This is a genomic window from Lelliottia sp. AC1 (genome assembly GCF_023278595.1).
Taxonomy (GTDB): Bacteria; Pseudomonadota; Gammaproteobacteria; order Enterobacterales; family Enterobacteriaceae; genus Enterobacter; species Enterobacter nimipressuralis.
In genome coordinates this window covers 3,493,562-3,513,115 of the sequence record NZ_CP025699.1, presented here as the reverse complement: position 1 = coordinate 3,513,115, position 19,554 = coordinate 3,493,562, and the positions used below count along the sequence as shown (strand labels likewise).

The following is a 19,554-nucleotide window of genomic DNA, read 5'->3' as shown; positions in this document are numbered from 1 at the left end:
ATTGCGCAGGAGAAAGCGTTCATTTATTATGCCCCTCTTGTCACGGACTGATGTACCTACATAAAGAGATGCTGGCGTGCCCAGCACGCAAATTGTTAATGATGTAGCCGTGATGAAGAGGTAGTGAATGCCAGGCAGCACCTTGTTAAAAGCGTTTGTTTTGTTTGTCGCCCTCTGGGCACCCCTCACTCAGGCAGATACCGGTTGGCAGCCCGTTCAGGAAAAAATCCATAAGAGCGAAAAAGACACCCGCCAGTATCAGGCTATTCGTCTTGATAACGGGATGACTGTGCTGCTGGTCTCCGATCCGCAGGCGATTAAATCGCTCTCTGCGCTGGTCGTCCCCGTCGGCTCGCTGGAAGACCCCGATTCGCATCCTGGTCTTGCCCATTACCTTGAACACATGACGCTGATGGGGTCCAAAAAATATCCGCAGCCGGATAGCCTCTCTGAATTCCTCAAAATGCATGGTGGCAGTCACAATGCCAGCACGGCACCTTATCGCACTGCGTTCTATCTTGAAGTCGAAAATGATGCGCTGGAAGGGGCGGTTGACCGTCTCGCCGATGCCATCGCGTCGCCTTTACTGGATAAAAAGTATGCCGATCGCGAGCGTAACGCCGTCAATGCCGAACTGACCATGGCGCGCACGCGAGACGGTATGCGCATGGCGCAGGTCAGTGCCGAAACAATTAACCCGGCGCACCCAGGCTCGCGTTTTTCAGGGGGTAACCTGGAAACCCTGAGCGATAAACCTGGCAGCCCGGTTCTCGATGCCTTACACGCCTTTCGTGATAAATACTATTCCGCCAATCTGATGAAAGCGGTGGTCTACAGCAACAAACCGCTGCCGGAGCTGGCGCGTCTTGCGGCACAAACCTATGGTCGTGTGCCGAATAAAAATATCGAAAAGCCGGAGATCACCACGCCAGTGGTCACGGATGAGCAAAAAGGGATCATCATTCACTACGTGCCTGCGATGCCGCGTAAAGTGCTGCGTGTCGAGTTCCGTATTGATAACAATACCGCGCAGTTTCGCAGTAAGACGGATGAGCTCCTCACCTATCTGATCGGTAATCGCAGCCCGGGCACGCTCTCTGACTGGCTGCAGAAGCAGGGGCTGGTAGAGGGGATCCGTGCTGATTCCGATCCTGTCGTTAATGGTAACAGTGGTGTTCTCGCGATCTCGGCAACCCTGACCGACAAAGGCCTTGCGCACCGCGATCAAGTGGTAGCGGCGATCTTCAGCTATCTGTCGTTGCTGCGCGATAACGGTGTGGATAAAAGTTACTTTGACGAACTGGCCCACGTGCTGGATCTCGATTTCCGCTACCCGTCGATCACCCGCGATATGGACTATGTTGAATGGCTGGCTGACACCATGATTCGTGTTCCGGTGGAAAATACGCTGGATGCGGTGAACATTGCCGATCGCTATGACGCTGATGCCATCAAAGCGCGCCTGGCGATGATGACTCCGCAGAACGCCCGCATCTGGTATATCAGCCCGAAAGAGCCGCATAACAAAACCGCGTACTTTGTCGATGCGCCGTATCAGGTGAATAAAATCAGCGCGCAAACCTTCGCTGACTGGCAGAAAGAGTCCGGCCAGATTGCGTTAAAATTGCCTGAACTTAATCCGTACATTCCTGACGATTTCACGCTTATCAAGCCTGCAAAGGAATACCCGCATCCGGAACTGATCGTTAACGAACCGACGTTACGTGTGGTTTACACCCCAAGCCGCTATTTTGCCAGTGAGCCGAAAGCCGATGTCAGCGTGGTGCTGCGCAATCCGCAGGCCATGGACAGCGCTAAAAACCAGGTGATGTTTGCGCTGAATGACTATCTGGCGGGGATCGCCCTGGATCAGCTCAGCAATCAGGCGGCTGTCGGTGGGATCAGTTTCTCCACCAACGCCAACAACGGGCTAATGGTCAATGCTAACGGTTACACCCAGCGTTTACCGCAGCTTTTCCAGGCGCTGCTGGAGGGGTATTTCAGCTACACGGCGACCGAAGAGCAGCTGGAGCAGGCCAAATCCTGGTATGCGCAAATGATGGATTCGGCGGAAAAAGGCAAAGCTTTTGATCAGGCGATTATGCCTGTGCAGATGCTGTCACAAATTCCGTACTTCCAGCGTGAAACGCGCCGCGCGTTGCTGCCGTCAATCACCCTGAAAGAGGTGATGGATTACCGGACGGCCCTGAAAACCCATTCGCGCCCCGAGTTTCTGGTTGTCGGCAACATGAGTGAAGATCAGGCCAAAACCCTCGCGCAGAATGTTCGCAAACAGCTGGGTGCCAACGGCAACGAGTGGTGCCGTAACCAGAATGTGCTGGTGGAAAAACAGCAGAATGTGATCTTTGAAAAGGCGGGGAGCAGCACGGACTCTGCGCTGGCCGCAGTATTTGTGCCGACCGGCTACGATGAGTATGCCAGCTCCGCCTACAGCGCGGTGCTGGGGCAGATCATCCAGCCATGGTTCTACAATCAGTTGCGTACCGAAGAGCAGCTTGGCTATGCGGTGTTTGCGTTCTCGATGAACGTGGGTCGCCAGTGGGGACTGGGCTTCTTGTTGCAGAGCAGCGATAAACAGCCCGCTTATCTGTGGCAGCGTTACCAAGCCTTCTTCCCGCAGGCTGAAGAGAAACTGCGCAAAATGACGCCGGAAGAGTTTGCTCAAATTCAGCAGGCCGTGATCGCGCAGGTGCAGCAGGCTCCGCAAACCTTGGGCGAAGAGGCGTCGCAGCTGAGCAAAGATTTCGATCAGGGTAATATGACCTTTGATTCACGTGATAAAGTAGTGGCCGAGATAAAACTGCTGACGCCCCAAAAGGTTGCTGACTTCTTCCACCAGGCGGTGGTGAAGCCGCAAGGCATGGCATGCTTGTCTCAGGTTTCCGGCAGCCAGAACGGGAAAGTGGATTATGTGAATCCGCAGGGCTGGAAAGTCTGGGAGAGCGTCAGCGCACTGCAGAAATCGATGCCCTGGAGTAAGAAAGAATGACCGATACCGCTGAGTCCCTTGATCCCTTACGTTTGCCGCTACAGGGCGAACGATTGATTGAAGCCTCAGCGGGAACGGGAAAAACCTTCACCATTGCCGCCCTCTACCTGCGCCTTCTGTTAGGACTGGGCGGCAATGCTGCGTTTGGGCGCCCGCTCAGCGTGGAACAACTGCTGGTGGTGACCTTCACCGAAGCGGCGACCGCCGAGCTGCGCGGACGTATTCGTGCGAACATACACGAACTGCGTATCGCCTGCCTGCGCCAGACCACAGACAACCCACTTTACGCTCGTCTTCTTGAAGAGATCGCTGATAAGCAGCAGGCCGCTCAATGGCTGCTTCTGGCCGAGCGTCAAATGGACGAAGCCGCCGTCTTTACCATTCACGGTTTTTGCCAGCGCATGCTGAGCCTGAATGCGTTTGAATCGGGCATGCTCTTTGAACAGCAACTCATTGAGGATGAATCCGAACTGCGTCATCGGGCGTGCGCGGACTTCTGGCGCCGCCATTGCTATCCGCTCCCGCGTGATATCGCCGAAGCGGTGCATGTCTTATGGAAAGGGCCGGAAGAACTTTTACGCGCTATCGAACGCTACCTGCAAGGCGAAGCACCGGCGATAAAATCCCCGCCGCCTGCGGATGAAACGCTGGCTGCGCGACACGAGAAAATTATTTCGCTGATAGCCGCCCTGAAGCAAAAATGGTGCGAGTCGGTTGCCGATATCGACGCCATTCTTGAAAATTCCGGCATTGATCGCCGCAAATTTAACCGTGGTAATCAGGCGAAATGGATCGAAAAAATCAGCGCCTGGGCGCAGGAAGAGACGCGCAGCTATCAGCTGCCCGATGCGCTGGAGAAGTTTTCTCAGAGCTTCCTGGTGGAGCGCACCAAAGCTGACGGTATCGTCCCTGAACATCCGTTGTTTGTCGCGATAGAAACGCTGCTGGCGCAGCCGCTGACCCTTAACGATCTGATGATCACCCGTGCGATGGCCGAGATCCGCGAAACCGTTGCGCGTGAAAAACGTCGTCGTGGCGAGCTGGGTTTCGACGATATGCTAAGCCGTCTGGATGCGGCACTCGGCAGTGAAAATGGCGACGCGCTGGCAGCGGCGATCCGCGCCCGCTTCCCGGTAGCAATGATCGATGAATTCCAGGATACCGACCCGCAACAATACCGTATTTTCCGCCGTATCTGGCGCAAACAGCCCGAAACGGCGCTGTTGCTGATTGGCGATCCTAAACAGGCCATCTACGCCTTTCGCGGCGCGGATATCTTCACCTACATGAAAGCCCGCGGAGAGGTCGAAGCGCACTATACGCTGGACACCAACTGGCGTTCCGCGCCGGGAATGGTGGCGAGTGTAAATACGCTTTTTGAGCGTATGGATGCGGCTTTCATGTTCAAAGAAATTCCGTTCTCGCCCGTTAAGTCGGCTGAGAAAAACAGCGCACTACGCTTTGAGTACCGTGGCAACGTTCAGCCTGCGATGAACTTTTGGCTGATGGACGGCGAAGGCTGTGGCGTCAGTGATTATCAGAACGTCATGGCGCAGCAGTGTGCGGCGCAGATCCGCGACTGGCTCAGCGCCGGTGCGCAGGGCGAAGCGCTACTGTGGAAAGGTCACACCGCTAAAGCGGTCAGCGCCTCGGACATTACCGTGCTGGTGCGCAGTCGCCAGGAGGCGTCGCTGGTGCGCGATGCCCTCACGCTGCTCGCGATCCCTTCTGTTTATCTCTCTAACCGCGACAGCGTGTTTGAAACGCTCGAAGCGCAGGAGATGCTATGGCTGTTGCAGGCCGTGCTGACGCCTGAGCGGGAGAGTACGTTGCGCAATGCGCTGGCAAGCTCAATGCTCGGTCTTAACGCGCGCGATATTGATGCGCTGAATAACGACGAAAGCGCATGGGATGCGGTGGTTGAAGAGTTTGCGCATTATCGTGAGCGCTGGCAAAAACGCGGCGTCATGGCGATGCTGCGCGAACTGATGGCTCAGCGTCATGTCGCTGAAAATATGCTGGCGACCGCAGGCGGTGAACGCCGCCTGACCGACATTTTGCACATCAGCGAGCTTTTACAGGAAGCGGGATCGCAGCTTGAGAGCGAACATGCGCTGGTGCGTTGGCTGTCGCAGCATATCGCCGATCCTAACAGCAATGCGGCCAGTCAGCAGATGCGTCTCGAAAGCGACAAACATCTGGTGAAAATCGTGACGATCCACAAATCAAAAGGGCTGGAATATCCGCTGGTTTGTCTGCCGTTTATCGCCAACTATCGTGCACAAGATCAGGCGTTCTATCACGATCGCGTGTCGTTTGAGCCGGTGCTCGATCTCAGCAAAGCCGATTCTAGTATTGAGCTTGCCGAGGCGGAGCGTCTGGCGGAAGATTTACGCCTGCTGTATGTCGCCCTGACGCGCTCCGTCTGGCATTGCAGCCTGGGCGTTGCGCCGCTGTTCCGCCGTCGCGGCGAGAAGGCGGGGGAGAGCGATTTCCATCAAAGTGCGCTCGGGAGGCTGATTCAAAAAGGTGAGCCCAAAGATGCCGCCGGGCTGCGCCAGTGTCTCGACGCGTTATGTGATGAAAATATTGCCCTGCAGATCCCCGGCCAGCCCGATCTTTCCCGCTGGCAGATGCCAGAGCCATCGGTGCCCGATTTAGGCGCGCGGCAGATTACGCGTGCGCTGGTGGACGACTGGCGAGTCACCAGCTATTCCGGCCTACAGCAGCATGGACAAAACATTGCGCAGGATCTGATGCCCAAACTCGACGTAGATGCGTCGGGCGTAGGTGAGGTGGTGGCAGAACCCGAGTTGACACCGCATCAGTTCCCGCGCGGTGCGTCGCCAGGCACGTTTTTACATAGCCTGTTTGAAACGCTCGATTTTACGCAGCCGGTGTCGCCGGAGTGGGTGCTGGAGATGCTGCAAAAAGGCGGGTACGACGCTCAGTGGCAGCCGGTACTTACCGCGTGGATCACGGCGATTTTAGAGGCGCCGCTTAATGATTCGGGGATCTCCCTAAGCCAGCTTACGGCAAAAGAAAAACAGGTTGAGATGGAGTTCTATCTCCCGATTGCCGGGCCGCTGACAGCGAACGCACTGGATGCGATTATTCGCGAGCACGATCCGTTGTCGAAGAACAGCCCGGCGCTCAATTTCCGCCAGGTGAGCGGGATGCTGAAAGGCTTTATCGATTTGGTGTTCCGCCATGAGGGGCGCTACTACCTGCTGGATTACAAATCCAACTGGCTGGGCGAAAACAGCGAGGCCTATACCCGCCAGGCAATGGCCGCCGCAATGCAGTCGCACCGCTATGATTTGCAGTATCAACTCTACACCCTGGCGCTGCACCGCTACCTGCGCCACCGCATCGCGGATTACAACTATGAAGACCATTTCGGCGGTGTGATTTATCTGTTTTTACGTGGCGTTGACGCCCGGGATCCGCAGTCGGGGATCTTTACCACGCGCCCGGATCCGTTGTTGATTGATAAAATGGACAGACTGTTTGCCGCGAGCACGGAAGAGGTGGCCCAATGACAATGAAAGAGCGGTTACTTGATGCGGTAGAGCAGCGTGCGCTGCGCCCTCTCGACGCGCAGTTTGCCATGATGGTGGCGGATAACGATGCTGCGGTCATGCTGGCCGCCGCGATCCTCAGCAAAGATGCCGGTGAAGGCCATGTGTGCTTGCCCCTGTCACGCCTGGTACCGGATGAGAAAATGCCCGCTCCGCTGCAGGCCTGTTTCGCCCTCCTCGGCGAAACGACGGACTGGCAAGACGTGCTACTGCGCTCTGACGCCGTCAGTCACGGTGATATCCCGACGCCCTTAATTCTTTGTCACGACCGACTCTATCTCAATCGCATGTGGCGTAACGAGCTGGCGATTGCGCATTTCTTTAATGATTTTAATCAGCCTCTGCCCTATGACGATACTGCACTGATTCAAACCCTGAATGACCTGTTCGGTGATTCAGAAACAGTGAACTGGCAAAAAGTGGCGGCGGCGGTAGCCCTGACGCGGCGCATTTCGGTGATTTCTGGCGGGCCAGGGACGGGGAAAACCACCACCGTGGCAAAACTGCTGGCGGCGCTGATTCAGATGGCGGGCGAGCAGAAATGCCGTATCCGGCTGGCTGCTCCCACGGGCAAAGCGGCGGCAAGATTGACGGAATCACTGGGCAGCACGCTGCAAAAACTGCCGCTGAATGATGCCCAGCGCAAGTTGTTCCCGAATGAGGCCAGCACGCTGCACCGCCTGCTTGGCGCCCAGCCGGGCAGCCAGCGTCTGCGCTATCATGCAGGGAATCCGCTGCACCTGGATGTGCTGGTGGTCGACGAAGCGTCGATGATCGATCTGACGATGATGTCGCGCCTGATCGACGCGCTACCGCCGCACGCCCGCGTAATTTTCCTGGGCGATCGCGATCAGCTGGCCTCGGTTGAGGCGGGGGCCGTGCTGGGGGATATCTGCAATTATGCCAGCGCAGGCTATACCCTCACGCGCGCGCAGGAGCTGTCGCACCTGACCGGCTGCCCGATTGAAGGGCACACAGAAGAACGGGCGGGCGCCTTGCGCGACAGCCTGTGCCTGTTGCAAAAAAGCTACCGTTTTGGCAGCGATTCCGGTATCGGCCAGCTCGCCGCCGCCGTTAACCGCGGCGATCGTGCGGCCATCAGGACGGTATTTAACGGCACATTTGACGACATTGAGAAAAAGCCACTCCAGACGGGCGAAGAGTATATCGCCATGCTCGAGGATGCATTGCAGGGTTATCAGCGTTTCCTTATGAGCGTGCAGCAGCAAGATGCACCGGAAGCTGTGATTGCGGCCTTCGGTGATTATCAGCTTTTGTGCGCGCTGCGCGAAGGGCCGTTTGGCGTCACCGGGCTGAATGAACGGCTGGAGCTGGCGTTAGCGCAGAAGCGGAAAATCTTCCGCCAGCCGCACTCCCGCTGGTATGAGGGGCGCCCGGTGATGATCTCCCGTAACGACAGCGCTCTTGGGCTGTTTAACGGTGATATCGGCATTGCACTCGATCGCGGCCAGGGGCTGCGCGTCTGGTTCCAGATGCCCGATGGCAGCGTGAAATCGGTGCAGCCAAGCCGTCTGCCAGAACACGAAACGGCGTGGGCGATGACGGTGCACAAATCGCAGGGTTCGGAATTTGATCACGCGGTGCTGATTCTGCCCGCGCAAATGTCGCCGGTAGTGACGCGCGAGCTGGTGTATACCGCCATCACCCGCGCGCGGAAAAGGCTGTCGCTGTATGCCGACGAGCGTGTGCTGGCGCAGGCAGTGACGACGCGTACCGAGCGGCGAAGCGGGTTAAGCGCGGTGTTTGAATCTGCCTGAGTGTTTGGCTCCCTCTCTGTTTAGGAGAGGGAAGCGTAGGGCCTGTGGGGTTAACTCAAGTCCGCCATCAGCACTTTCGAACGTCGCTGATAGTTGTACATCTCTTTTTTACTCTCCGGCAGCAAATCAATATCGACCGGTGTAAAGCCGCGTTCCTGGAACCAGTGAATGCTGCGGGTGGTCAGGACAAATAATTTATTCAGGCCGATCTGACGTGCCTGGGCGGCGACCCGCTCAAGCAACACTTCGCCGCGCGATGAACTGCGGTAGTCTGGATGCACTGCCACGCAGGCCATTTCACCGATTTTCTCTTCCGGGAAGGGGTAGAGCGCCGCGCAGGCGATAGTCAGATTGTCGCGCTGGATGATGGTGAACTTGTCGATCTCCATCTCCAGTTGCTCGCGGGAGCGACGGACCAGAATCCCTTGCTGCTCCAGCGGCCGAATAAGCTCCAGAATCCCGCCAATATCGTTGATCGTGGCGCGACGAATCTGTTCCGCACTCTCCATTACAATCTGCGTACCAATACCGTCGCGCGAGAACAGCTCCTGCAGAAGCGCCCCGTCTTCCTGATAGCTAATCAGGTGGCTGCGACGCACGCCGCTGCGACAGGCTTTGACCGCCCCGCGCAGGAAACGCACGGTGCCGGAGTGGTAATCACCTTCTGCTTCCAGCGCTTCGACGCGCGCCTGGGCTTCGTTCGGGAAAAGCTCCGAAACGATATCCCCTTGTTCGTTAAACACGCCCTGCGAGGAGCAGAAACCGATCATCTTCTCGGCTTTGAGTTTGATCGCCAGCTGCGTTGCCACCTCTTCGGAGGTGAGGTTAAAACTTTCGCCCGTCACGGAGACGGCAACCGGTCCCATCAGCACAATCGCGCCGTTATCGAGCTGGCGATGAATTGCCTCTTCGTCGATACGACGGATACGCCCGCTGTGGCAATAATCCACGCCATCATCCACGCCCAACGGCTGGGAAATAATAAAATTGCCGCTGACCACGTTGATATGCGCGCCCTGAAGCGGTGTATTGTTGAGGCTCATCGACAGACGCGCAGTGATATCGAGCTGCAAAAGCCCGGCTGCTTGCTTAACCAGCTCCAGGGTTTTGGCGTCAGTCACGCGGGTGTGCTTGTGATAAATCGGCTCGTGGTGGTGGGCCGCCAGATTGGCGTCGATCTGCGGACGCGCGCCGTAGACGACCACCAGGCGAATACCGAGGCTGTGCAGCAGACCGATGTCATTGACAATACTGGAAAAGTTCTCATGTTCGATGGCTTCGCCACCCAGCATGATGACAAACGTTTTTCCCCGATGGGTATTGATGTAGGGAACAGAATGGCGGAATCCCTGGACCAGTTCGGTTCTACGTTCCTTTACCACGGCACAACCCCTCAGTGAATGTTTATTCGTATTTTCTGTATTTTTATTCGATTATTGCCGCGCGCGCAACCCTAAATTCAGTGCAAACCAGAGAAAAAATTAAGTGATGCGTGCGTTACTGCATGATTGTTTACCCTTTTATAGATGACAGGTTATGCATCATTCGCTAAAGTTTTCGGTCAATTTGGACGTTTTGTCGGTAAATTCGTTTTCTTGCTCGGGAGAAGCATGTCGGGATCCAAATCAACAATAAGCCGCCGCCGCTTGTTACAAGGGGCCGGGGCGATGTGGTTGCTGAGCGTCAGCCAGGTTGCATTCGCCGCCGTCAGTCAGGTGGTGGCGGTGCGTGTCTGGCCGTCTTCGACCTATACGCGCGTGACGGTAGAGTCTAATCAGGTACTGAAATACAAACAGTTTGCGTTAAGCAATCCTGAGCGTGTGGTGGTGGATATCGAGGGCGTGAATCTGAACTCGGTGCTGAAAGGCATGGGAGCGCAGATCCGTGGCGATGATCCTTACATTAAATCTGCCCGCGTCGGCCAGTTTGATCCGCAAACCGTGCGCATGGTGTTTGAGCTGAAGCAGAACGTTAAACCGCAGCTGTTTGCCCTGGCACCGGTGGCCGGTTTTAAAGAGCGTCTGGTGATGGATCTCTATCCGGCTAATGCGACGGACATTCAGGATCCACTCCTCGCCTTGCTGGAAGATTACAACAAAGGCGATCTTGAGAGGCAGGTTCCTCCTGCGCAGAGTGGCCCGCAGCCGGGTAAAGCGGGGCGCGATCGCCCGATTGTGATCATGCTCGATCCAGGCCACGGCGGAGAAGACTCCGGAGCGGTCGGGAAATATCGAACGCGTGAAAAAGACGTGGTGTTGCAGATTGGTCGCCGTCTGAAGGCGTTGATCGATAAAGAGGGCAACATGCGGGCGTACATGACGCGTAATGAAGACGTGTTCATTCCGCTGAAAGTGCGCGTGGCGAAAGCGCAGAAACAGCGCGCTGACCTGTTTGTCTCCATTCACGCCGATGCCTTTACCAGCAGGCAGCCGAGCGGTTCGTCGGTCTTTGCCCTGTCGACCAAAGGGGCGACCAGTACCGCGGCGCGGCTGCTGGCGGATTCCCAGAACGCCTCCGACCTGATTGGTGGGGTGAGCAAGAGTGGCGATCGCTATGTCGATCACACGATGTTCGACATGGTGCAGTCGCTCACCATCACCGACAGCCTGAAATTTGGTAAAGCGGTGCTGAGTAAACTCGGGAATGTGAACAAGCTGCATAAAAATAGCGTTGAGCAGGCGGGCTTTGCGGTGCTGAAGGCGCCGGATATCCCGTCGATTCTGGTCGAAACGGCGTTTATCAGTAACGTCGAAGAGGAGCGTAAGCTCAAGACCGCGAAATTCCAGCAGGAAGTGGCAGAGTCGATTCTGGCGGGGATAAAGGCGTATTTCTCGGATGGCGCGACGCTGGCCAGAAGAGGGTAGATGGTATGAGCCGGGTTCACGCCCGGCAAATCCACAAACGGCAGATACAAAAAAACACCCTTGAGGGTGTCTAATGTTTTTCGAAGAATTGGTTGCGGGGGCCAGATTTGAACTGACGACCTTCGGGTTATGAGCCCGACGAGCTACCGGGCTGCTCCACCCCGCGTCCGTCTTTCTTCTATTTTACGTACTACTGCTTAAAACTTGATTGGTTGCGGGGGCCGGATTTGAACCGACGACCTTCGGGTTATGAGCCCGACGAGCTACCAGGCTGCTCCACCCCGCGTCCGTCTTTCTACTGAGCAAAAACATCGTAGAAATTTACTGCATCAAATTTTAATTGGTTGCGGGGGCCAGATTTGAACTGACGACCTTCGGGTTATGAGCCCGACGAGCTACCAGGCTGCTCCACCCCGCGTCCGTGGATGCGCACTATACTCGGATAGGTTTTTGATGCAACCCTTTTTCTCATAAATACCAAAATTAGTATGTAAAATGAACGACATCGCCCTGTTCGGACGATTAATGCGCAAATCCTGCCTCAGGATGCGCTATCAGATTTCAATAGCCTGAGGGGTTTGTTATCTTCTTTATAGAGACTCAGGGCAACTTTAAGACGAGATATAATGAAAGGACGATGGGCGAAGTATCTGATGACGGGCGCAATGGTAGCGATTCTTGCGGCCTGCTCCTCTAAACCGACCGATCGCGGTCAGCAATATAAAGACGGGAAATTCACCCAGCCTTTCTCTTTAGTTAACCAGCCGGATGCCGTGGGTGCGCCGATCAACGCGGGTGACTTCGCTGAGCAGGTCAGCCAGATCCGCACCGCGTCACCGCGTCTGTATGGCTCGCAGAACAGCGTCTACAACGCCGTTCAGGACTGGCTGCGTGCAGGCGGCGATACGCGCACTATGCGCCAGTACGGCATTGATGCCTGGCAGATGGAAGGGGCCGATAACTACGGTAACGTCCAATTCACCGGTTACTACACGCCGGTGGTTCAGGCGCGACACACCCGTCAGGGCGAGTTCCAGTATCCTATTTACCGCATGCCGCCAAAGCGTGGCCGCCTGCCGTCTCGCGCAGAGATCTATTCCGGTGCGCTGAACGAAACGTATGTGCTGGCCTACAGTAACTCGCTGATGGATAACTTCATCATGGATGTGCAGGGCAGCGGGTATATAGATTTTGGTGATGGTTCACCTCTTAACTTCTTTAGCTATTCCGGTAAAAATGGCCACGCCTACCGCAGTATCGGCAAAGTGCTGATCGATCGCGGGGAAGTTAAGAAAGAAGATATGTCGATGCAGGCTATTCGCGAGTGGGGCGAAAAGCACAGCGAAGCGGAAGTGCGTGAGCTGCTGGAGCAGAACCCGTCCTTCGTCTTCTTTAAACCGCAAAATTACGCACCGGTGAAAGGGGCCAGCGCGGTTCCGCTGATTGGACGTGCATCCGTGGCTTCCGATCGTTCTATTATTCCGCCGGGCACCACGCTGCTGGCAGAAGTGCCGACCCTGGACAACAACGGCAAATTCAGCGGTCAGTATGAATTACGCCTGATGGTGGCGCTGGATGTCGGTGGGGCCATTAAAGGCCAGCACTTCGATATTTATCAGGGCATTGGTGCGGATGCGGGCCATCGTGCGGGCTGGTATAACCATTATGGACGCGTATGGGTTCTCAAACCCGCAGCAAGTGCTGGCAACGTTTTCAGTGGCTGAATGTGGTAATCTAGCGCGTAATATTTACCGCCTTCTCCTGTGATGGAGAAGGGCAGGGTGAGGATAAAACCTCACCCTTTTTACATCCTGAGGTCTTATGTCTGCGTTAATCAGCGATGCCTGGCGTCAACGTTTTGGCGGTACGGCGCGTTTATATGGTGAAAAAGCCCTGCAACTGTTTGCGGATGCGCACGTCTGCGTGGTCGGTATTGGCGGAGTCGGCTCCTGGGCGGCCGAGGCGCTGGCGCGTACCGGTATTGGCGCGATTACTCTTATTGATATGGATGATGTTTGCGTCACGAATACCAACCGTCAGATCCATGCCCTGCGCGATAACGTTGGCCTGGCGAAAGCGGAAGTGATGGCAGATCGCATCCGCCTGATTAACCCGGAATGTCGCGTCACGGTGATTGATGATTTCGTCACCGCCGATAATGTGGCGCAATACCTGGGCACCGGCTTTAGCTACGTGATTGACGCAATCGACAGCGTGCGTCCGAAGGCGGCCCTGATTGCCTATTGCCGTCGCTACAAGATCCCATTAGTGACCACGGGCGGAGCGGGCGGTCAAATCGATCCGACGCAGATCCAGGTGACGGATCTGGCGAAAACCATTCAGGATCCGCTGGCGGCTAAACTGCGTGAAAGGCTGAAAAACGATTTTAACGTGGTGAAAAACAGTAAAGGTAAGCTGGGCGTAGACTGCGTGTTCTCAACTGAAGCGCTGGTCTATCCGCAGGCAGATGGCTCCGTCTGCGCCATGAAAAGCACCGCAGAAGGGCCGAAACGAATGGACTGCGCCTCAGGCTTTGGCGCGGCAACAATGGTCACCGCAACCTTTGGTTTTGTCGCTGTCTCTCACGCCCTGAAGAAAATGATGGCCAAAGCCAACCGTCAGGCCTGAACCTGACGGGCGGCGTTCAGCACCGCTTCGCTGAGTGCGGACAGGCCCTGGCTGCGTGAGGCGCTCAGTTGTCCGCGCAGCCCCAGCTCGTCAAACAGCGCCAACGGATCGCCATCCAGCAATTGCCGGGCGCTTTTGCCTTCCACGGCGGTGAGCAGCACTGCCAGTAAACCGCGCACGATCCGCCCTTCGCTGTCGCCAAAGAAATGCAGCGTCTCCCCGGATGTCGTCACACCCAGCCAGACGCGATTTTCGCAGCCTGGAATTTCTTTCGCCTGCGCTTTTAACGCATCAGAAAGTGTGGGGAGTTGCTTGCCCAGTAAAATCAGCTGACGGTATTTATCTTCCCACTGGGTGAGCGGGAGGAACGTTTGTCTCAGCGTCTCTTCTGTGATCACGCTGCCGAATGGGTGTCCGGCTAAGGATGAGCTCGTCATTAATCCACCAGGAGTTCAAGGGCGCGATCGACGGCCGCCACCAGGGCATCAACGTCGCTTTGCGTGTTGTAGGGGGCAAACGAGGCGCGCAGCGTACCACTGACGCCGAGTGCCGCAAGCAGCGGCTGTGCACAGTGCTGTCCGGCGCGCAGGGCGATACCGTATCCGGCCAGTAGGGTGACCATATCGCTGTGGTGAACACCGGCAAAATCAAACGCCAGCAGGCTGGAATCCTGAACGCGGAACGAGCGGAATCCGGGACGTTTTTTTAACTCTTCTTCTGCAAGTGTGGCCAGTCCACGGCTCCAGCTTTCGGCTTGCTCGACGTCCGTCTCAGCAAGCCACTCCAGTGCGGCGCTCAGCCCTATCACGCCCGCCACGTTTGGCGTACCGGCTTCGAGGCGGTAAGGGAGCTCCTGGGTTTTGAAACCGTCAAAGGTCACTTCGGTGATCATCTTTCCGCCGCCCAGCCACGGGGTCATTTGTGTCAGCAGTTCCGGTTTGCCATACAGCGCGCCGATCCCGGTTGGGCCATAAAGCTTGTGACCGGAAAAAGCGTAAAAGTCGATATCCAGTTTGCGGACATCCGCCGGGAAATGCACAACGCCCTGCGCGCCGTCGACCATCACAACTATGCCGTGGCGGTGTGCCATTTCAACGGCACGGGCCAGATCCGGACAACCGCCGGTAACGTTCGACATTTGTCCGAGGGCCAGAATTCGGCTGCGCGGGGTGATGAGTTCGGGTAAACGCCCGACGTCGGGCAGTAAATCCGTGCCCAACGGCAGTTTTACGATCCGGGCGCCCGTTTGTTCCGCGACCATCAGCCACGGCACTAAATTGGCATGGTGCTCGGCCTCGCTCACGATAATCTCGTCGCCCGGTTGCAGGATCGGACGAGCGTAGCACTGGGCGACCATATTGATCGCCTCGGTGGTGCCACGCGTCCAGACGATATTTTTACCGCTTTCGGCGTTGAGCAGACGCGCGACCTGATCGCGGGCGGCCTCGTAGCGCGCGGTCAAACGCTGCGCCTCGGCAAACTGGCTGCGATGCACATTCCCTGCGCTCAGGCTGTAGAACTGATTTGTCGCGTCGATCACAGCCTGCGGCTTAAGCGCTGTGGCGGCACTGTCGAGATAAACACCGGCATCGGCCAGCGCCGGAAACTGTGCGCGAAAATGCGCAGGACTGAAAGCGTTCATGGAATTCCTCATATCAATATGGAGATCGTCGCGCAATTTCGGCGGCAGGGCAAGGTTGTTGATCGCTATCGGAATTGTCTGTTTGTCCTGGCAGGTCTTGAGAAGCAGGTTATGCTGAATAGTGTTAGGTGAATGTTTTAGCCTGTTTTAAAACTAGGATTGAATAGCATTAATTGCTAAAGGAGAAAATTATGAACAAGACTGCCGCAATCATTTCTGCCTGTGTATTTACTTTTGCCCTGAGCGCCTGTTCTGGTAACAACTACGTGATGCATACCAATGATGGCCGAACTATCGTCTCTGACGGGAAGCCAAAAACCGATAATGAGACCGGGATGATCTCGTATAAAGATGCGAACGGGAACAAGCAGCAGATCAACCGTACTGACGTGAAAGAGATGGTTGAACTGGATAAGTAACAGATTTTAGACCAAAAAAAAGCACCGCAAATAGGCGGTGCTACATTAATCACTATGGACAGACAGGGTAAATGTACAGGAAGTGAAAAAAGGGTAGCTTCGCTACCGTGATCTGAATTGCAGACCAATTGCAAACACAACAACACAACATCACAACCGTAAGCCAAAAGCCCTTCAGAACACGCATTCCAAAAAAAGCTTTTCGTTCCGGCTCAGGAAGTGCCGCCACTATAGGTATTTGCTGGTAGTTCCTCAACGGACAAATTATAATGGCTCAGATAAAAAAAACTAATAGGTTAAACGTTGTTTCCTATGTGTTAAATACCTTTAACATCTAAGCCTAATACCCATGTCGAAGCGATTACCACCCCTAAATGCATTACGCGTTTTTGATGCTGCAGCACGCCATCTGAGCTTCACGCGCGCGGCCGATGAGCTTTTTGTGACGCAGGCCGCAGTAAGTCATCAAATCAAGTCTCTGGAGGATTTCCTGGGGCTTAAGCTGTTTCGCCGTCGCAACCGCTCCCTGCTTCTGACGGAAGAAGGGCAGAGCTATTTTCAGGATATCAAAGACATTTTTTCCCAGCTCACTGAGGCGACGCGCAAACTGCAGGCGCGAAGCGCTAAAGGTGCGCTGACGGTCAGTTTACTGCCCAGTTTTGCCATTCACTGGCTGGTGCCACGACTCTCTAGCTTTAACTCAGCTTATCCGGGAATCGACGTCAGGATCCAGGCGGTGGACCGTCAGGAAGACAAACTGGCGGACGATGTCGACGTCGCTATTTTTTATGGTCGCGGCAACTGGCCGGGCTTGCGTGTTGAAAAATTATACGCAGAATATCTCCTGCCGGTGTGCTCGCCGCTGCTGCTGACGGGCGACAAAGCGTTGAAAACGCCTGCCGATCTGGCGCAACATACACTTTTACATGATGCTTCTCGCCGCGACTGGCAAACTTATACCCGCCAGTTGGGTCTTAATCATATTAATGTGCAGCATGGCCCTATCTTTAGCCACAGTGCGATGGTGTTACAGGCTGCCATTCACGGACAGGGCGTGGCGTTGGCAAACAACGTGATGGCGCAGTCCGAAATTGAGGCAGGCCGCCTGGTCTGTCCGTTTAATGATGTTCTGGTCAGCAAGAATGCGTTTTATCTGGTTTGTCATGACAGTCAGGCAGAACTGGGTAAAATAGCCGCCTTCCGGCAGTGGATACTGGCGAAGGCGGCACATGAACAAGAAAAATTCCGCTTTCGTTATGAGTAATCATCTCTTTTGTGTGCCGGGCACGCATAACTTTAGGACAGAAACATGACCAGCCGTTTCATGCTGATTTTTGCCGCGGTGAGTGGCTTTATTTTTGTCGCACTGGGCGCGTTCGGCGCGCATGTGTTGAGCAAGACCTTAGGGGTCGTCGAAATGGGCTGGATTCAAACCGGCCTTGAGTATCAGGCATTTCACACGCTGGCTATTTTTGGGCTGGCGGTGGCAATGCAGCGTCGCATTAGCATTTGGTTCTACTGGAGCAGCGTATTCCTCGCACTGGGGACCGTTCTGTTCAGCGGCAGTTTGTACTGCCTCGCACTTTCACATTTGCGCCTTTGGGCGTTTGTTACACCCGTCGGCGGCGTCAGTTTCCTCGCCGGGTGGGTATTGATGTTTATCGGAGCTATCCGTCTGAAACGCAGGGGCGTTGTTCATGAGTAAGGTTGTTTTATATTGTCGCCCGGGGTTTGAGAAAGAGTGCGCCGCGGAAATTACTGACAAAGCGTCACGTCTGGAAGTCTTCGGCTTTGCCCGCGTCAAAGAGCACTCGGGCTATGTGGTGTTCGAATGCTATCAGCCTGACGATGCGGATAAGATCGTTAGCAAGTTACCGTTCAGCTCGTTGATTTTTGCCCGTCAGATGTTTGCCGCGGGCGAACTGCTGACCGATTTGCCGCCAGAAGATCGTATTTCCCCTATCTCTGGCATGCTGCAGGGTGTGGTGGAGAAGGGTGGCGATCTGCGTGTTGAAGTGGCTGACACCAACGAAAGCAAAGAGCTGATGAAGTTTTGCCGCAAGTTCACCGTTCCGCTGCGCGCTGCGCTGCGTGAGGTGGGCGTGCTCACAAACTACGAGACGCCAAAACGTCCGGTGGTGCATGTCTTCTTTATTGCGCCGGGCTGTTGTTACACCGGTTACTCTTACACGACGAACAACTCGCCGTTTTATATGGGTATCCCGCGTCTTAAATTCCCGTCCGATGCGCCAAGCCGTTCTACGCTCAAACTGGAAGAGGCCTTCCACGTCTTTATTCCTGCCGATGAGTGGGATGAGCGTTTGGCGAACGGGATGTATGCCGTGGATCTGGGAGCTTGCCCTGGCGGCTGGACCTATCAGCTGGTCAAACGCAACATGTGGGTTTCGTCTGTCGATAACGGCCCTATGGCGCAAAGCCTGATGGATACCGGGCAGGTGACCTGGCTGCGTGAAGATGGTTTCCGCTATCGCCCGACCCGTAACAACATCACCTGGATGGTGTGCGATATGGTGGAGAAACCGGCGAAAGTGGCCGCGCTGATGGCCACCTGGCTGGTGAACGGCTGGTGTCGAGAGACGATCTTCAACCTTAAGCTGCCGATGAAAAAGCGCTATGAAGAGGTCTCCCAGAATCTGGCGTATATCCAGGAACAGCTGAATGCCCAGGGGATCAATGCTGAAATCCAGGCGCGTCAGCTTTATCACGACCGTGAAGAAGTGACGGTACACGTCCGCCGCTGGTGGGCTGCCGTGGGTGGACGTCGCGACGAGCGATAACGCCTGTCTATGTGCCCGGTAGCGCTATGCTTACCGGGCACACTCAAGGCCCCCGGCAACTTTCTGCCCTGAACCTACCGCTCCAGCCTCAACTGCTGCAAATTCCCGTCTAACTGCAAATCCGTCTGTAACCGCGCCACATCCCGGCAGATAAACGCCATCTCTTTATGCGCTTCCAGCTTCTTGCGCCACTTCTCGGGAACATTCTCCAGATGGGCGTAAATCCCCTCCAGATCCTGAAAATCCGTTAACAGCTGCGCAGCACTTTTGGGGCCAATCCCGACCACGCCCGGCACTTTCGAGCTGCTGATCCCGGCAAGCCCCCAGTAGTCAGGCAGCTGCTGCGGCGAGACGCCAAATTCACTGGCGATAAAAGGGGCGTCGAGCCAGCGCTTTTGAAAGTAATCGCGAATACGAATGGCCGGTGAGAGTAGCTGGCAGTAGCCCTTGTCGGTGGAGACGATGGTGGCCTGATGCCCGGCGCCCGCAACTTTTATCGCCAGCGTCGCAGCCAGGTCATCGGCTTCGTTGCCATGCGCGCCCCAGCACGGTACACCGCGCATTTCAAAGGCGGCACGAATGGCGGGCATTTCGGCGTGGAGATCGTCGGGCATCGGTGCGCGTCCGGCTTTGTAATCCGGTAAACGCTGGTGCCGCCAGCCTGTGTTACGCGCTTCGTCGTCGAAAACGGCCACTGCGTGAGTGGGCTGGCTGTGGCGAATAAGCTGCTCCAGCGCATGCAGGCAAGTGTCCTTGCAGGGTGTGCCTTGCACCGCATGAATACGGCGAATCAGGTTGAGCGCGTCGACAATAAGCAAATGAACAGCCACAGAT

14 protein-coding genes and 3 tRNA genes are annotated in these 19,554 nt (G+C 55.8%); 10 read left to right on the top strand and 7 right to left on the bottom strand.

The genetic code is table 11. The features are described from left to right. Positions 1-127: 127 nt before the first annotated feature. The 3 genes from ptrA to recD are packed head-to-tail and all read left to right on the top strand — an operon-like array spanning position 128 to position 8,369. On the top strand, positions 128-3,010 hold the full coding sequence (ptrA, locus tag C0560_RS16655) for a pitrilysin (RefSeq protein ID WP_248859093.1): 2,883 nt from the start codon (positions 128-130) through the stop codon (positions 3,008-3,010). Then, the gene (gene recB / locus C0560_RS16650) at positions 3,007-6,552 is read left to right on the top strand and encodes an exodeoxyribonuclease V subunit beta (protein ID WP_248859092.1); all 3,546 of its coding nucleotides are present in this window, start codon (positions 3,007-3,009) and stop codon (positions 6,550-6,552) included. The genes ptrA and recB overlap by 4 nt, the downstream gene beginning before the upstream one ends. Further along, complete coding sequence (gene recD / locus C0560_RS16645; protein WP_248859091.1) at positions 6,549-8,369, top strand: exodeoxyribonuclease V subunit alpha; 1,821 nt, start codon at positions 6,549-6,551, stop codon at positions 8,367-8,369. The genes recB and recD overlap by 4 nt, the downstream gene beginning before the upstream one ends. 50 nt (positions 8,370-8,419) lie before the next feature. Here recD and argA read toward each other — a convergent pair whose 3' ends face one another. Then, on the bottom strand, positions 8,420-9,751 hold the full coding sequence (gene argA, locus C0560_RS16640) for an amino-acid N-acetyltransferase (protein ID WP_100779095.1): 1,332 nt from the start codon (positions 9,749-9,751) through the stop codon (positions 8,420-8,422). 228 nt (positions 9,752-9,979) lie between these two features. Here argA and amiC point away from each other — a divergent pair, with 228 nt between their 5' ends. Further along, a complete protein-coding gene (gene amiC, locus C0560_RS16635) occupies positions 9,980-11,233 on the top strand; it encodes an N-acetylmuramoyl-L-alanine amidase AmiC (RefSeq protein WP_100779096.1) in 1,254 nt (417 codons plus the stop codon). Between the two features lie 89 nt (positions 11,234-11,322). Here amiC and C0560_RS16630 read toward each other — a convergent pair. The 3 genes from C0560_RS16630 to C0560_RS16620 form a co-directional block, all read right to left on the bottom strand. Further along, positions 11,323-11,399 (bottom strand) — tRNA-Met (locus tag C0560_RS16630). Positions 11,400-11,442: 43 nt separating this feature from the next. Then, positions 11,443-11,519: transfer RNA gene (locus C0560_RS16625), tRNA-Met, on the bottom strand. Positions 11,520-11,574: 55 nt separating this feature from the next. Then, positions 11,575-11,651: transfer RNA gene (locus C0560_RS16620), tRNA-Met, on the bottom strand. Between the two features lie 208 nt (positions 11,652-11,859). Here C0560_RS16620 and mltA point away from each other — a divergent pair. Together mltA and tcdA are read left to right on the top strand one after the other, a co-directional pair. Then, entirely contained in the window at positions 11,860-12,957 is a 1,098-nt protein-coding gene (gene mltA, locus C0560_RS16615) for a murein transglycosylase A (RefSeq protein WP_100779097.1), read from the top strand. Between the two features lie 97 nt (positions 12,958-13,054). Next, the gene (tcdA, locus tag C0560_RS16610; protein ID WP_123428642.1) at positions 13,055-13,861 is read left to right on the top strand and encodes a tRNA cyclic N6-threonylcarbamoyladenosine(37) synthase TcdA; all 807 of its coding nucleotides are present in this window, start codon (positions 13,055-13,057) and stop codon (positions 13,859-13,861) included. Here the strand turns inward: tcdA and csdE are convergent. Then, entirely contained in the window at positions 13,852-14,298 is a 447-nt protein-coding gene (gene csdE / locus C0560_RS16605; RefSeq protein ID WP_123428644.1) for a cysteine desulfurase sulfur acceptor subunit CsdE, read from the bottom strand. The two genes, tcdA and csdE, sit on opposite strands and share 10 nt — an antisense overlap. After that, positions 14,298-15,503 carry a cysteine desulfurase CsdA gene (gene csdA, locus C0560_RS16600; RefSeq protein ID WP_248859090.1) on the bottom strand — a complete coding sequence of 402 codons (1,206 nt, stop codon included), beginning with the start codon at positions 15,501-15,503 and terminating at the stop codon, positions 14,298-14,300. Before csdA ends, csdE begins: the two co-directional genes overlap by 1 nt. 191 nt (positions 15,504-15,694) lie before the next feature. On the opposite strand from csdA, the gene C0560_RS16595 reads away from it, so the two are divergent. From C0560_RS16595 to rlmM, 4 genes are all read left to right on the top strand, one after another. Further along, complete coding sequence (locus tag C0560_RS16595) at positions 15,695-15,922, top strand: YgdI/YgdR family lipoprotein (protein WP_100779101.1); 228 nt, start codon at positions 15,695-15,697, stop codon at positions 15,920-15,922. Positions 15,923-16,271: 349 nt separating this feature from the next. After that, positions 16,272-17,186 carry a glycine cleavage system transcriptional regulator GcvA gene (gene gcvA, locus C0560_RS16590; RefSeq protein ID WP_095283191.1) on the top strand — a complete coding sequence of 305 codons (915 nt, stop codon included), beginning with the start codon at positions 16,272-16,274 and terminating at the stop codon, positions 17,184-17,186. 45 nt (positions 17,187-17,231) lie between these two features. Further along, on the top strand, positions 17,232-17,627 hold the full coding sequence (locus tag C0560_RS16585) for a DUF423 domain-containing protein (RefSeq protein ID WP_100779102.1): 396 nt from the start codon (positions 17,232-17,234) through the stop codon (positions 17,625-17,627). Continuing rightward, entirely contained in the window at positions 17,620-18,720 is a 1,101-nt protein-coding gene (gene rlmM / locus C0560_RS16580; RefSeq protein ID WP_100779103.1) for a 23S rRNA (cytidine(2498)-2'-O)-methyltransferase RlmM, read from the top strand. The genes C0560_RS16585 and rlmM overlap by 8 nt, the downstream gene beginning before the upstream one ends. A gap of 74 nt (positions 18,721-18,794) precedes the next feature. Here the strand turns inward: rlmM and xni are convergent, their stop codons facing one another. Next, the gene (gene xni / locus C0560_RS16575) at positions 18,795-19,550 is read right to left on the bottom strand and encodes a flap endonuclease Xni (protein WP_248859088.1); all 756 of its coding nucleotides are present in this window, start codon (positions 19,548-19,550) and stop codon (positions 18,795-18,797) included. Positions 19,551-19,554: the final 4 nt, after the last annotated feature.